Origin of the sequence: Nostoc commune NIES-4072, assembly GCF_003113895.1 — a bacterium.
In the GTDB taxonomy this organism is placed as follows: domain Bacteria; phylum Cyanobacteriota; class Cyanobacteriia; order Cyanobacteriales; family Nostocaceae; genus Nostoc; species Nostoc commune.
The window spans coordinates 3,689,600-3,704,137 of record NZ_BDUD01000001.1; the positions used below are offsets into that span (position 1 = coordinate 3,689,600).

Annotated in this window: 16 protein-coding genes; 7 read left to right on the plus strand and 9 right to left on the minus strand. The window is 41.2% G+C overall.

Annotated features, from left to right (window positions below; all coding sequences use genetic code 11):
• Positions 1-120 precede the first annotated feature (120 nt).
• A complete protein-coding gene (locus tag CDC33_RS16445) occupies positions 121-723 on the minus strand; it encodes a Uma2 family endonuclease (protein WP_109009372.1) in 603 nt (200 codons plus the stop codon).
• Between the two features lie 465 nt (positions 724-1,188).
• Here CDC33_RS16445 and CDC33_RS16450 point away from each other — a divergent pair, with 465 nt between their 5' ends.
• Positions 1,189-1,953 (plus strand): ABC transporter ATP-binding protein, encoded by a 765-nt coding sequence (locus tag CDC33_RS16450; RefSeq protein WP_109012597.1) that lies wholly within the window; start codon positions 1,189-1,191, stop codon positions 1,951-1,953.
• 141 nt (positions 1,954-2,094) lie between these two features.
• Here CDC33_RS16450 and CDC33_RS16455 read toward each other — a convergent pair whose 3' ends face one another.
• Positions 2,095-2,625, minus strand: a complete 531-nt coding sequence (locus tag CDC33_RS16455; protein ID WP_109009373.1) for an orange carotenoid protein N-terminal domain-containing protein — start codon at positions 2,623-2,625, stop codon at positions 2,095-2,097.
• A 222-nt stretch (positions 2,626-2,847) separates the two neighbouring features.
• Here CDC33_RS16455 and CDC33_RS16460 point away from each other — a divergent pair, with 222 nt between their 5' ends.
• Positions 2,848-3,222 carry a hypothetical protein gene (locus tag CDC33_RS16460; RefSeq protein ID WP_109012598.1) on the plus strand — a complete coding sequence of 125 codons (375 nt, stop codon included), beginning with the start codon at positions 2,848-2,850 and terminating at the stop codon, positions 3,220-3,222.
• 96 nt (positions 3,223-3,318) lie between these two features.
• Here CDC33_RS16460 and CDC33_RS16465 read toward each other — a convergent pair whose 3' ends face one another.
• On the minus strand, positions 3,319-3,957 hold the full coding sequence (locus CDC33_RS16465) for an HAD-IA family hydrolase (protein ID WP_109009374.1): 639 nt from the start codon (positions 3,955-3,957) through the stop codon (positions 3,319-3,321).
• Positions 3,932-4,906 (minus strand): tRNA epoxyqueuosine(34) reductase QueG, encoded by a 975-nt coding sequence (queG, locus tag CDC33_RS16470; RefSeq protein ID WP_109009375.1) that lies wholly within the window; start codon positions 4,904-4,906, stop codon positions 3,932-3,934. Before queG ends, CDC33_RS16465 begins: the two co-directional genes overlap by 26 nt.
• A 751-nt stretch (positions 4,907-5,657) precedes the next feature.
• Here queG and CDC33_RS16475 point away from each other — a divergent pair.
• On the plus strand, positions 5,658-6,074 hold the full coding sequence (locus CDC33_RS16475; RefSeq protein ID WP_181374033.1) for a ketosteroid isomerase family protein: 417 nt from the start codon (positions 5,658-5,660) through the stop codon (positions 6,072-6,074).
• 97 nt (positions 6,075-6,171) lie between these two features.
• Here the strand turns inward: CDC33_RS16475 and CDC33_RS16480 are convergent, their stop codons facing one another.
• The 3 genes from CDC33_RS16480 to CDC33_RS16490 all read right to left on the minus strand — a co-directional run bounded on the left by CDC33_RS16480 (position 6,172) and on the right by CDC33_RS16490 (position 9,143).
• Positions 6,172-6,597: an ATP-binding protein gene (locus CDC33_RS16480; RefSeq protein WP_109009377.1), complete on the minus strand. Its 426-nt coding sequence runs from the start codon at positions 6,595-6,597 to the stop codon at positions 6,172-6,174.
• Positions 6,598-6,600: 3 nt separating this feature from the next.
• Complete coding sequence (locus CDC33_RS16485) at positions 6,601-8,274, minus strand: SpoIIE family protein phosphatase (protein WP_109009378.1); 1,674 nt, start codon at positions 8,272-8,274, stop codon at positions 6,601-6,603.
• 149 nt (positions 8,275-8,423) lie between these two features.
• Positions 8,424-9,143: a response regulator transcription factor gene (locus CDC33_RS16490; protein ID WP_109009379.1), complete on the minus strand. Its 720-nt coding sequence runs from the start codon at positions 9,141-9,143 to the stop codon at positions 8,424-8,426.
• A 322-nt stretch (positions 9,144-9,465) separates the two neighbouring features.
• Here CDC33_RS16490 and CDC33_RS16495 point away from each other — a divergent pair, with 322 nt between their 5' ends.
• The 3 genes from CDC33_RS16495 to ftsE all read left to right on the plus strand — a co-directional run bounded on the left by CDC33_RS16495 (position 9,466) and on the right by ftsE (position 11,325).
• Positions 9,466-10,221 carry a WecB/TagA/CpsF family glycosyltransferase gene (locus CDC33_RS16495; RefSeq protein WP_109009380.1) on the plus strand — a complete coding sequence of 252 codons (756 nt, stop codon included), beginning with the start codon at positions 9,466-9,468 and terminating at the stop codon, positions 10,219-10,221.
• A 36-nt stretch (positions 10,222-10,257) separates the two neighbouring features.
• Positions 10,258-10,419: a hypothetical protein gene (locus CDC33_RS38820; protein WP_219930039.1), complete on the plus strand. Its 162-nt coding sequence runs from the start codon at positions 10,258-10,260 to the stop codon at positions 10,417-10,419.
• A gap of 159 nt (positions 10,420-10,578) precedes the next feature.
• Positions 10,579-11,325, plus strand: a complete 747-nt coding sequence (gene ftsE, locus CDC33_RS16505) for a cell division ATP-binding protein FtsE (RefSeq protein ID WP_109009382.1) — start codon at positions 10,579-10,581, stop codon at positions 11,323-11,325.
• Between the two features lie 63 nt (positions 11,326-11,388).
• On the opposite strand, the gene CDC33_RS16510 is transcribed toward ftsE, so the two are convergent.
• Both CDC33_RS16510 and CDC33_RS16515 read right to left on the minus strand, forming a co-directional pair.
• A complete protein-coding gene (locus tag CDC33_RS16510) occupies positions 11,389-12,186 on the minus strand; it encodes an armadillo-type fold-containing protein (protein ID WP_109009383.1) in 798 nt (265 codons plus the stop codon).
• Between the two features lie 179 nt (positions 12,187-12,365).
• Complete coding sequence (locus CDC33_RS16515) at positions 12,366-12,944, minus strand: hypothetical protein (protein ID WP_439956614.1); 579 nt, start codon at positions 12,942-12,944, stop codon at positions 12,366-12,368.
• 685 nt (positions 12,945-13,629) lie between these two features.
• Between CDC33_RS16515 and CDC33_RS16520 the strand changes: the two genes are divergently transcribed.
• Positions 13,630-14,526 carry an alpha/beta fold hydrolase gene (locus CDC33_RS16520; RefSeq protein WP_109009385.1) on the plus strand — a complete coding sequence of 299 codons (897 nt, stop codon included), beginning with the start codon at positions 13,630-13,632 and terminating at the stop codon, positions 14,524-14,526.
• Positions 14,527-14,538: the final 12 nt, after the last annotated feature.

Genomic DNA, 14,538 nt, shown 5'->3' on the forward strand with positions numbered 1-14,538 from the left:
GAATTCGGGTAGTAGTTAGGGTAGGGTAAAACCCAATACAGTTCAGTTAAGCTTTTTTCTCTCCCCCTGCCTCCCCTGCCTCCCCTGCTCCCCCTGCCTCCCCTGCTCCTGCCTCTTCGGTCAACTCCATACTTCGGTTAAATCCAACACAAACCCAGGTAAAATATCTTCCCCTGACAGATTTGCTGGTTTATTCAAAACTTCTACATCCCGACTTGGGCGATAAATTTCCACCTTTTGATTTTTCCGGTCAATTAACCAACCTAAGCAAGCGCCATTTTCTATATATTCTCTCATTTTGGCGCGTAACTTTTCTATGGAGTCATTTTTAGAACGTAGTTCTAGTACGAAATCAGGGCAAATTGGAGCAAAACTTTCTTGTTGCTCTAAAGCCAGAGCATCCCATCTTTCTTGACGTATCCAAGCAGCATCAGGAGAGCGATCGCTTCCATTAGGTAGATAAAACCCAGTAGATGAGTCAAAAGCGACACCTAATTTCGTTTGACGGTTCCATAACCAGAGTTGTCCAGCAATGTCAAAGTTTCGCTTCCCTGTATCACTACCGGTTGGTGGGATAACAATCAACTCTCCCGTAGCAGTTCGTTCTAATTGTAAATCTCGGTTAGCCAGTGCTAACTGAATAAACTGCTCATGGGTAACTGTGAGTGTGAGTGTGGGTGGAATATTGACGGCTAGAGTTTGAGATAAGTTGGCTTGTGTCATTGTTCCGTCTTTAAACTAGAACCCAAATGTTACAGAAGGCTAAAATATTTGTCTTCTGTTATTTCTAAAGTAACATCCAAACGTTGTCAGGTAGCTTCCTCGCATTCTACGTTAAGAGGTGTCTGTTATTTATCTAGCCTATCTCTACCTGTTGGATTCTAGATTTTGAAAAGCATATATTCAGAGCAACGGTAGTTACTATAGTTACAACTGGTAAGCTACTCTCTTCCCAGTCCCAGATTACCGAAACAGTGCTGAGTGCTGAGTAACGAGTGCTGAGTAAAAAAAGTAATAAGCGCACTCAGCACAAAAGGTTTGAAGCCCCAGCATGCGGTATGGAAAAACAAAAAAAGATTTATTTCGAGATGCGTAGCACGAGAAATAATGCGTCCTTACTTCAATCCCCTAGATTTATCTATGGGGTTACTCAGCACTCAGCACTCAGCACTCCTGAACTATCTTTTTATGGCAAACACTATTACAATTAACGATTCTCTGGTTCCTAATGCTGTACCGAAATCGGCAATCATTCGACTAGAAAACATTTTTAAAATTTATGGTAGTGGTGAAACAGAAGTACGAGCGCTCAATGATGTCAACCTAATCGTGGAACAGGGCGAATATTGTGCAATCATGGGGCCTTCTGGTTCTGGTAAATCCACAGCCATGAATATTATCGGTTGTCTCGACCGTCCCACAGACGGACATTATTATTTAGATAACCTCGATGTAGCTCAAATGGACGATCGCTCATTAGCACACATCCGTAATAAAAAGCTGGGGTTTGTGTTTCAACAATTCCATCTATTGCCCCAACTAACAGCCCTAGAAAACGTGATGTTGCCAATGGTGTATGCTAGTGTGAACCCAAAAGAAAGAAGCGATCGCGCCATCGAAGCTTTGACGCGAGTAGGTTTAGCAAATCGCCTCAATAACAAACCAACTCAACTATCTGGTGGACAACAACAACGAGTAGCGATCGCGCGGGCGATCGTTAATCATCCCGTGGTACTCTTAGCCGATGAACCCACAGGCGCACTTGATTCGCGCACAACCCAAGAAGTCTTAGATATTTTTAGCGAACTCAATGCTAGTGGAATTACTGTTGTCATGGTAACTCATGAACCAGAAGTTGCTCGTCAAACCCAGCGCATCGTTTGGTTCCGTGATGGTCAAGTAGTACACTCTAATCTCACACCATCTGACTTGAGTAGCGTTGCTATGTCATAATTTATTAAAGTCCGCCTACCCTCGGCTTTCTCATAGGGTAGGCAGACTTTGTTTATACAATAGCGACTTCACAGCCAAAAAGCCCATAATTAAAGCATACGTGACTTTTGACTTCCCCCTTGCGGTACTCGCCAGTTACGATTACAAACTTGATGTTTTTCCAGTATCAGCTTGCGTCTCAATTGGCTTAACATCGGTGTAACCCACTTCACCAGCTATTGTCCGAAACACCGAAATTTGCTCGTCAAAATCTAATCCTTCAATTTGAGAAACCAGATCAGTAATTGCCTTAGTTGGTTCATAGCTAGCTGGTAAGTCAACCACCTTATCTCCCATAGCTGCTGCCCAAGCATACCAAACTAACAGCTGATTGTTTTCTTTTATCGCCCCATAAGCGCGAGAATATTCTGTATCTTTGCGGTTAACTATATCCCGCATAATATCTAATTGTTGTTCATCTGATAACTCAAAATAATCTCTTAGCAGAAGTGGTGCTAACTCAGGTTCGGCCGCAGCAGGAGCAGCTGGTGTGATAGAATCACCCATTTTTTTATAAACTAAATAGAACCAGGCTAATTTTGCATCGGTATCTAAATTGTTAAACGCATCTACCAAATTTTGAGATTCATTGCTCTGGGCTTGAGAAATAGTTTTATCGTAACTTGCAGTCATAATTTTATTTCCAAAGAAATTTTACACGCTAAACTAAGGCTTACCAAAGTTTGAGCATCAGATTCTACTATCAAGAGAAAGAGTTATATTAATTGCAAATTGCAGCTTGAATCTATCTTTTAATAGAGGTAAAGCCTCTCCCAAGGGAGCAAGTAAAGAATTAATTACTTTGTTATGCTCTTTCAAGTAAGCAATAAAAAATTTAACTTAAGGATTTTAATTATGCCTGATGAAGTAAAGCCCAATGTTAATGAAGCTCCCACCCATGATGCTCAATTAGCTGCCGAAAGCATAGCTAGTGGTGAAGAGAAAGCGCCAAACGTCGATTTTGATGCTGATTATGCAACTGCACAAGAATTCAGCGTTAGTGAAGTTGATCGCACAGGTAAAGGCGCAGCAGCAGCCGAAGCAGCCACTGCACCTAAATATCAAACCTCTAAACCAGTAGAGACAACAACTCAAGCGCAGTCAACTGGTAATCCTGACGATTATGCAGAGTTAGCAAAGGAAGTTGGAAATTCTAAGACTGAGGGTGTAACTAATGTCAGTGATGATCTAGTAAAAGAAGCTTTAGAAAAGGGTGAACGGAAAAATTAAGTTTTTCTAATATTTTACTATTTTGTAGGGTGGACATTGATATACATGGCCACCCTACTGTTTTGGTGAGTCGCCAATAGTTGAGATGACCAATGACTAATGACCACTATTCATTACTTTTAGTAGTTCGCTAGGCCGTTGAATTAAATAATCTGGATTTTGCTTGGCTAGTACTTCCGGTGAATTAAAGCCCCAAGTTACTGCAATTACTTTGATATTTGCTTTCTTTGATGCTTCGATATCTCTGGTTTCATCTCCAACATAAATCACTTCTTGAGGTTGGAGTTGATTTTGCCTTAATACATTATTGATTATGGTTGTTTTACCAAAAATTGTAATTCCTGAGTAGATAAAATCAAATAAGTGATTTAAGTCATTAATTCTTAGGAATTGCGTAACATTTTCTTTAGAATTAGAAGTGATAATCCCCAATTTATATCCTTCATTTTGCAGTTCTATTAATGCTTCTTTAATTCCCGGAATTGGCTTTAATTCTGGGATTTTGTTTTTTAATTCTCCTTTAACTTTTTTAACTAAAAAAGGTATCTTAAATAGAGAAACTCCTGAGTATTTAATAATTTCCCTAGATGTTAAGTTTTTCAGGAAGGATAATTGCTCTGGGCTTATGTGTCTATAACCAAAGTCTACAGCTAGACGATTGGCAATACTTACAAGGGCATCTACTGTATCAGCAATAGTGCCATCAAAATCAAAAATAATTACTTTCGGGGTCATTATTTCGCCTGGATGCGTCAAGATTAGCTAGGGCGTTGCGTCGTAACATTTCTGGCTTAATCCGCCGCAAGGCAGATGCTGGAAATCGTTTATCCCACTCCTGATCTGAGATTTGGGCTAATTCTAGCAGTTTGGGAGCAATATTCCCAGGATTTGGCTGAAACTCTTCAATATCAGTTGTGTTAGCAAAACGTTGATTCCAAGGACAAACATCTTGGCAAATATCACAACCAGCAACCCAGCCTTGCAAATTGGGTATTACTGTCTCTGGCAATTCCTTTGCCCGATTTTCAATCGTATGATAAGCAATACAACGATTGGCATCGACGACAAAAGGCTGAGTAATTGCACCCGTAGGACAAGCCTGAAGACAACGAGTACAGCTACCGCAGTGTTCTGTATGGGGGCGATCGCTCTCTAATTCCAAATTAGTCAACACTTCTCCCAAAAATACCCAAGAGCCATATTCCCGTGTAATCACATTACCATTTTTGGCAATCCAACCAATTCCGGCAAGTTGTGCCAACACTTTATCTTGCACAGGGCCAGTGTCTGCATAATAACGAGCTAATACACCTTCACCAAGTGATTCTAGCCAAACGGCTAGCTGCTTAAGTTTTTTATGCATCACCTTGTGATAATCCCTTCCCCAGCCATAACGAGAAATTTTGGCGTATTCCTCGCCTTCTGGACGTTGATGTGGCGTATAGTAATTTAGCGCCACACACACTAGCGATCGCGCCTCTGGCATAACTAAGCGAATATCCTGGCGTTTTGGGTTAGCCATCCATTCCATATCAGCGTGATAACCCAGTTCAATCCATGCTTGTAACCTCTGCGCTTCTGTAGTATCTACCCTATCTACAGCAGCAATCCCAACCTTGTGAAAGCCCAACTCGCTGGCTTTTTCTTTTACTACATTGCTGCTTGTTACGGAATACTGATTCATTTTTTTATCTGTATTTTGCCTCAAAAAAGGCGATTTAATTATACATTACGTAGTCAACACCTTTGATTAAGATTTGTTGCTTACTCTAAGTAGATCGGCATAAATAATTATCGTTGGGATAAAACAGGGGGTAGGGGGCAGTTCTTGGTCTGAGAAAAAGGATTTGAGCCTTATTTACTTTTCTTAACATAGGTTGCTTTTATTGTGCTGACTTAATTATAATTTTTACTTATATCATTTTTCGTTTGCATTCAAAACATGGTAGGGGCACAGTAATACTCATAGGTGTCAACTTAACGTAAAAACCATGTTCCACAAGGAACTTCAGTTCCTTGGCTTTTAGCTCAAGTCTTTTTTTGATAACTAAATAATCCGAAAAATCTTTAGTCTACTTGAGTAGACTTTAGCTATTAGCCCTGAAATTCATTTCTGGGCGGGCGTGGAAGCCAACAGATAAGCTATTTCTAGCTTAAGTTGACACCAATAAGTAATGCTGTGCCCCTACGAGTGGTCTATATCCATACAATTGAAAACCGCTATATTGCAATATCTCTACCATCGTCAGGAAGATTTCTACAAATATGGCAATCTATCTCAACAGCAAGTTTCTTTTTAGCTATTTTTGTATTGAAATTAATACTTAGGTAGGATAATACAAATAATTCCATAACCAAAGTAAAAAAGGATACAAGTCCATAAATTTATTTATGGCGATTGTTAATTTTAAATTTTGAATTCGGAGCGAAGCGACGTGACCTCTGCTGAACAGTTGAAAGAAGAATTCCAAATTGAGGGAATTACAGAAACAAGTGTACTGCGTTATTTTGAAACCTTAAATGCAGGAGAATTTGAGGCAACTGCTGCCTTATTTGCCCAAGATGGTGTGATGCGTCCACCATTTGAATCTGATATTGTGGGGACAGATGCGATCGCAGCCTACTTAAAACAAGAAGGACAAAACATTAAAGCTTATCCCAGCACGGGAATAGCTGAGGCTTTAGAAAATGCTACGATTCAAGTCCAAGTATCAGGCAAAGCACAAACTTCGTGGTGTACTGTGAATGTCTTGTGGTTATTTATCCTCAACCAACAACGGCAAATTTCATATACTAAAATCAAACTTTTAGCTTCTCCCCAAGAGTTACTTTCTCTACGCCGTGAAAACTAGTAAATAAGCATAATAGCTTAGGCAATGTTTGCTCGTACCCCAAAAATCCAATACAGCAAATTTACATAACACATTACTTGAAAAGTGGAGATTTTGTCTATTTTACTAATTCGGGTAAAGTAGCTTCTAACTTTAGACAGTTGGCACCATCAATCTGCAACTGATAATCTACTTTATCCATTAGACGATTCATAATTAGCCAACCATAACCACCCTCTTGTTTTTCCATCGGGTTTGGAGCATAGTAGTTAGACATATCAAAGCCTTCGCCGTAGTCCCAAACTTCGAGGGCAAGGTCTCGATTTTTAACTTCCAAACGCAGTAAAATTGGTAAATTTGGTTTGTCCTTATGGGCATGACGGACTGCATTTGAGTAGGCTTCTACTAAAGCCAGCCTCAAACGGCTTGATTGCCGTGACCAGTCTACAGATTCTCCTAGCTGGATTTTCAAACATCCCAGCAGCCAGGTTTCGACAATATTAAGAAAACTCAAGTCACTTGGTACATGAAGCTCACTTTTCATTACTTATAAAATCTCCAGTGAAAGTATAGTTTGATCATCTTCTTGAACGTTGTTGTCTGCCTGGATGCGAGCTAGTAAATGGTTAAGAGAAAGCGGTTGTTCCTCTTGTTGCAAGAGCTGCCAAAGACCATCTTGATTCAGCATAGAACGGTTAACTGCGTCAACGCCAGACTCTGTTTTTCCTGAAAAAGCAAAATTATTTGATACTGTAGCTTCTGTAATTCCATCGCTGGCAAGTAACAATGTATCTCCAGCAGCGAGAACCAAATGACCAGACTGTGCCTGCCACTTAGGCAAGATCCCCAAAGGAACGCTGCGAACTTTTAGGTAATTGGGATTGTCATTTAAAGCACCTTGACGTGACCATAACAGTGGATAAATATGACCGGCATTAGTGTAGACGAGTTCCTTAGTGCTAGGGGTATAACAAGCTAACACAAGAGTGATGAAATAATTGTTGCTAATTAAATCTTCACTGAGAGCATGGTTGAGGTTCTGCATGACCACATTTGGCTCGGCTGGTGCTTCTTGAGATAATTCTCGGCGCAATACTGAAATAACACTAGCCATAAATAAAGCAGCTGGGACACCCTTGCCAGAGACATCACCCACTGCCAACCACAAATCGCCTTTGGGATGGACAAAAACTTCAAAAAAATCGCCTCCTACTTCCCGCGCTGGGTAACAGCAGGCTTGCACCTTCACACCTTTAATGTCAGGTAAAGTTTGGCGTAGCAAGTTGTATTGAATTTGGCGGGCTACCTCCAACTCATTGTGAATTTGCTGTTGTTTTTCTTGGAGGCGCTGGTAGAGTTTTGCTTGAGATAGGGCTAAGGCTGCTTGTTCGGCAACGCCTGCAATCAGTTGGATGTCTTCGTCTTGCCAGGGGCGATCGCGTCCCCATTGGTGGAGAACCAACACAGCCAATAAATGCTGCTGATAGCTAAGTGGCACTACCAGATGGTGAGAAGGATTACCCTCATAGACATCTTGAGCAAATTGATAATGACGGGTTTCCAGCACTTTTTCAATTAAAACACTGGGGTCAAAGAAGCAATCTGATACATCGGATTTCGGATCGCGGTATGAGAACTCGTCTCGTGTGAGGCGATCGCCCTCTACTGGTCTGAGCAAGCAATTGCTTGCTTCAAATGTTTGTCCAATAGTTGCGACAATTTTTTGCAGCATACTGTCGTAGTCTAGAGACTCTCGAATTGCCGTTGTTACAGCATTAAACAAAGATTCTCGCTGCAAGGCCCGACCCAACTCTTGGGTGCGCTTCTTAACTAGACGATATGTATCAGTGGCTTGCTCAACTAAGGCTCTTAGCCGTTCAGGATTCCAGGGTTTGGTAATGTACTTGAATACCTGACCAGAGTTAATCGCATCTACCAAATCTTCAACATCAGTAAAACCAGTTAACAAAATCCGAATCGTGTCTGGAAAGCGCTCTACGGTGTGACTAAAAAATTCGGTGCCATTCATTTCTGGCATTCTTTGGTCAGAAATAATCACCGCCATTTCACCAAACTGATCCAAGATTTCCAGTGCGCCGAAGGCATGATTGGCTTTATATACTTGAAAATCTCGCCTAAAAGTGCGGTAGAGTAAATCTAAGTTATCTGGCTCATCATCTACCACCATGAGCTTAAGTTTTTCCACCCCAATATCAGCCATATTTGACTTTATTTTTCACATATTTGAATGGCGAGATAATATAATTTTTATCCCACCTGAGAATCAACAAAAAATTAATAACTAATCATTTTCAAAAGCTATCAGTTATCAGTGTTTTAAAACTTGATAACTGTTCACTCAATTTAACCTTATCCTACTAACCCAGAACGCAAGGCGCGGACTGCTGCTTGGGTACGGTCATCGGCACATAGCTTATTCAAAATATTGCGAACGTGAGTTTTAACAGTCCCAACAGTGATATAAAGCCTTTCAGCAATTACTGCATTACTACAACCTTCGACAATCAACTGTAGCACTTCCAATTCCCTTTCTGTCAGGGTGTAAGGTTGAATTCCTTCCAGATTATCGACATAATCAGGGTTAGAGGCAATGGTCTTAGTATCTACAAAAGCTGATTCCAACTTTTGCGGATTTTGTTGCGCTTGTTGTAATACAATTCGAGCGATCGCGGGATCGATCCAAGCGTTGCCATTGTAAGTTACTCTTATTGCTTCCAGCAAATTATCGAATTTAATATCTTTCATACAGTAAGAGTCTGCACCAGCCGCAAAAGCTGCCAATACAGCTTCTTTGTTATCCCGCAGCGTCAAAATTAACACCTTTGTTAATAGCTGCTGCCCATTAGCAGTAGATTTTACCTCCCGTGTCAGTTCAATGCCATCCTTATCTGGTAAACCAATATCGACAATGGCAATATCTGGTTGTACCATTTTTAACATCTTTAGCCCCTCAGCAGCATTGGCAGCTTCACCTACAACTTCAATGTCAGCTTTTTGCAGTAGTGCTGTCCGAATACCTACACGAGTTAGATCATGATCTTCAATCAGAGCGATACGAATTTTACTCATAGCCAACTTCAGACCGTTACACTACCTTAACCAGAAAGTCGAGTTTTGTGATATACTCCCACACTAACCACAAGTAGTATAGTGGAGGTTTCTGTTCCCGGAACCAGAGTTACAAGTTGAGCGTTTTATACTTAGTAGAATATTACACTTCAACAATAAAATTTGGACTGGTTCAGCCCAATTACAAGCGCCCAAGACTAATTAGTTATGCTTTCTATTGTTGCAGGGCAATGGGAATCTCTCGTGCTTAACTTCTAATATAAAAAATTTGATAAACTTAACATTCAAGTAAATCTGGTGTGAGGTTAATCCAGAATAGGCTATGTATAAAGGCAATGAAGCATTTTCAGTGTTAGGAATACCGGTTCATGTGATGGCCAACTATCCAGGCTGGTTGTTAGAATGCCTGCGTGCAGGCAAAGGAATTCATGTAGTAACGCTTAATGCAGAAATGACTATGCAGGCAGAGCAGAATAAAATCCTAGCTCAGGTCATTAAAAAAGCTGAACTAGTGATTCCAGATGGAGCCGGGGTTGTTCTGTATTTACGATGGCTGTTATGGCAAAAAGTGCAGCGTTTTCCGGGAATTGAATTAGCAGAAAAGCTTTTGCAAGAAATCGGGCAACAGAAGACAGGGGCAAAGGTTTTTTTCTATGGAGGAGCGCCTGGAGTGGCCTCAACTGCGGCAGATTTTTGGCAGCAGCAAATTCCAGATTTAAGTATAGTAGGCACTCACTCAGGCTACCATTCCCCAGAAGAAGAAGTACAATTGCGAGAAACTCTGGTTCAATTGCAGCCACAAGTGATTTTTGTCGGTTTGGGAGTACCACGTCAAGAGTTATGGATTGCCGAAAACCGCTATTTGTGTCCTCAAGCAATTTGGATTGGTGTTGGTGGTAGTTTTGATATTTGGTCGGGAGCTAAAACTCGCGCTCCCGCCTGGTTAGGTAATAATAATTTGGAATGGTTGTATCGGCTTTATCAAGAACCTTGGCGTTGGCGGCGGATGTTGGCTTTGCCAGCGTTTGCTGTGAAAGCTTTTGTTTATCGTTTGACAGCAAGGGGTGCAATTAGTTGAGAGTGGGGCATGGGGCATAGGGCATAGGGCATGGGGATGAGGAGACGTGGCGCAGAAAAAGATCAAATACTATCTCTGTGTAAGAGTGTCCCCGTGTCCAATGCCCAATGCCCAATGCCCAATGCCCAATGCCCAATGCCCAATGCCCAATGCCCAATGCCCAATGCCCAATGCCCAATGCCCAATGCCCAATTCTGAGTGCTATTACTTAGTTCGTATTAAAGTCTTCAAAAAATTTAAATTTTCTTTGTTAAATTTTTAATTCCCAGGCAAAACCTGGGAATCCTTATTTTTGAGAGGAATAAGCTAATCTAAGCCCGTAAGCTATTTGGTTGTGGGGATAAGGAAAATTTAACAATGCCAGTATTAACAACTCAAGTTCAAACAAACAAATCAGTTCATAGAGAGGATAATAAAACTCAACAGCAGGTTAGCAATACTACTGTCAAGGTGCAATTGCAATCTGTAACCAAGACCTATACTAATGGCTCTCACGCCTTGTTAAATGCGAACCTTGAGGTAAAAAAGGGAGAATTTCTGTTTATCACAGGCCCAAGTGGTTCTGGTAAATCAACGCTTTTGAAACTGCTGTATGGCCAGGAGTTAGCGACGCAAGGAGAAGTAATTGTTGATGGGTGTAATGTAGCGGGTTTACGGGGCGATCGCTTGTCATTATTGCGGCGACGAATTGGCATCGTGTTTCAAGACTACAAACTGATTACCCAGCGAACAGTAGCAGAAAATGTGACTTTTGTCCTGCAAGCTCAAGGGTATACCCGTAAAGAAATTCAACGACGCTTAGAACCAACCTTAAAGCTGGTAGGTTTGCTGAGTAAAGCTGACTGCTTTCCAGATCAATTATCTGGGGGAGAGCAACAACGGGTGAGTATTGCTCGTGCGATCGTTGGTACACCACCCCTGTTACTGGCGGATGAGCCGACTGGAAATCTCGATCCAGATAATTCCTGGCAAGTGATTCAGATTCTCCAGAAGTTAAATTCCTTTGGGGCTACAGTAATTGTTACTACCCACGATGAACAATTGGTACGGCGATGCAATCATCCGGTAATGCAAGTTCGCAATGGACAGTTGTCTCGAAAATAGTTATTAGTCATTAGTCATTAGTCATTGGTCATTTGCAAAGAACAAAGGACAAATGACTAATGACTAAAAAACGTGGTGCTTGACTTTTGCTGATACGGGTGTGAAAGTTGTTGCTGTTTTGGGGGGTAGAACTTGTAAGCTATGGTCTTTGACCGACCGGAGGTCATCGCAGGCTTGTAAACTCTTAAAAGCTGCCTCTCTGATCGCAACTTCTTCCTCTCGACTGAGTAGGAGTTGCAAGCATTCCACAACATCTTGCTGGACTGAAGAATCAACTCGCTTACGGCTGATGACTTTAGTTAGTTGACGTAGGGCAATCATTCGCTTTAATGGATCTTTTTCTGTTAAATTTACCAACAATTGATCTAGGTGGTCTTCTTCTCGATTTTCATAGAAGTTGACAATTTGCCAGACCAATAAAACTAAAGTCAACAGTGTTCCCATGCCTTGCACAATAGCACCAGCAGCAATCCAAGAACTGTGAGAGTCAACCCAAATTGCCGCGGCCATGTAAGTAGTGACAGTAGCAAGACCACCACTTATGACTGCTAAGGCTAACCGACGATTTGAACTGTTTAAGAACTTACGTATTTTAGACCAGTGTAATTGCCAGTCCCACTCCTGCATTGAGTAAACCAATACCATTATCCCAACGCCGATTGAGAGAGCCAATAGCAGCATCCAGTTCCACAACAACATGGCGACGACGATTGTCAAGAACCCAAGAAAGCCTCCAGGCCCAGAGAAGCGCTTAAATTTTTGCTGCTTTGTTGCTCCCTTTGTCTTGAACAATGGATGCGACCAGTTCCAGTTGGGAAGCTGGTTGATCAATTGCTGCCAAGAAGACGAAGCCTGTGCCACAGTGTTTACCTACTTGATTATGAAATTAACTATTGTATAAGTTTTACTACGGTTGAAGAAAGGGTGAAGACCCAAACCACAAGATGCCCGGTTTTTAAGGGCAGCATAGTAGACTAGTACAGCACGGCGGAAATCAAGATACCATTTTAAATGGCTCAGAGCAAGGGCATAAAGGGTTTTTAAAGACAAAAACGAAAGTTATCAAGGGTGAATTGCCCATCAAAAGCACAGAAGGTAACGCTGTAGATGTTATTCCCAGTTATAGATAATAAGGTATTGGGGGAAATTGCTGAGTCTGAATTGGCAAGATTGGCGCTTGGTAGTACAGTTTGAGCGATGAGTTGGCGATCGCGATCATAAGCGGAAAGCACTAGCCGTTGCGAACTAGTGACAAAGGCGCTAACTGAATTAACCGGCTGCAAGAAAGTAGCCTCTAAGAATCCGCTTTTGGGCGCTCCCATTAAAACTGTTAGCCCTGAATAGGCTGGAAATGCTGGATTTGATGGCTGTATTGCTATAGAATTGTGAAAAATTACTCCCCAGCGTTCATACTGGCGCTCTACTGGTTCAAAACACTTTAAGTCTTCTAAGTCTAAACAAATACAAGTAGGTACAGTTACTTTGCCAGCGTCAATAGCTGACTCAACCTGCTCCCCCCAAGCTGAAACTTTAATCTCATTTTGTATATTAAAGTCAAGCGCAAATTTAGCGTCTTCAATCGTTGGTAGTTTATTTAATTGAAGAGTAGCCTGTACCATGACATCCCGCCTTACCATTACCTAGATAATAAATAGATTTAGTAATACATCAAAAGCTATATTTCTACATGTCGAACTAGAATTAATAGCTTGTTAAAATCAGCATTTTGAATCTTCTTGACGCTCAAAATTATTTATGACTTTCTTGAAATACTAGCATAAAAACTTATGTTTCATTCACGTTTTAGTGATCTTCGCTACCACAATAAAGCCTTGTAAGACAGTAATTACAACGCTGAGTCACTTTTTATTATGAAAAAAAATCACCAAATCTTTATAAGTAATCTAGTAATTTTATATCTACTTAATCTAATGGTAGGAAGAAGTCTTAAAGTGATTGGTTCGCCGATAATAACAATGAGTGAGGATTTTGAACTAAATAGGTAAGTATTTTGAGGTGGACAAAGGAGATGCGTTTACTCATCCTACAGCTTCAAGCTGTGGGTAAATCTAGTCAAGAAGTCATTAGTACGTTTTTCACGATTTTCGTAGACTCAGCACTAATGATTACTGACTAATGACCAAGATAGCGAGTAGCGATTCATCCCATACATTGAAGGAATAAGCTTACTCGCCTACTTTTGTGACGCGGATAAATTATCAAACGCTTTCTCCGGGTACACGCACTTACATATCTGTTTTATTACTCACAATACTTAATTACTACAGTCAACAAAAAGTACTTATGTTTCAACCACAAGGATTTGAACAACGCTCTATAAATACCTCACTAGGTAGGATGGTATATTATACAGCCGCTAAGTCACCTTGGCAGGACAATTTTACAGGAAAAGATGATCGGGAAACTTTAGTGTTTCTGCACGGCTTTGGTGGTGGATCTTCTGCTTATGAGTGGTCGAAAGTATATCCGGCTTTTGCCGCCGAATATCGGGTCATTGCGCCAGATTTAATCGGTTGGGGTAGGTCTGAGCATCCGGCACGAAGTTATAAGATTGAAGATTATTTAACCACGATTCGGGAATTTATCGAGCAGACTTGTACCGGGCCAGTAACAGCGATCGCTTCTTCTTTGACCGCAGCCTTTACAATTCGAGTAGCATCAGATCATCCTGATTTATTCAAGTCTTTAATTCTCACTACCCCAGCCGGACTTTCCGACTTTGGCGAAGACTACTCTCGTAGTTTTTTTGCCCAGTTAATCAGCGTTCCCGTTGTTGACCGTTTACTTTACAGCACTGGAGTAGCCACCAGTGGGGGTATTCGCAGTTTCTTAGAGCAACGGCAATTTGCTCAGTCTAATCGAGTGTACCAAGAAATTGTAGATGCTTATTTACAATCTGCCCAACAGCCTAATGCTGAGTATGCAGCACTCTCCTTTGTCCGTGGCGATTTATGCTTTGATTTATCCCTTTACATTCAACAACTGACCACTCCCACCGCCATTATTTGGGGACAAAGGTCAGAATTTACAGGCCCCTCAATTGGTCGCCGCCTTGCCGAAATTAATCCCCAAGCAATCCGATTTTTTCAACAGTTGGAAGATGTGGGGTTAACGCCGCAGTTGGAGTTACCAGCAGTAACAATTGGGTTAATTCGCCAATTTTTGCCTTTGCTTAATTAGTGCTTTGTTCAA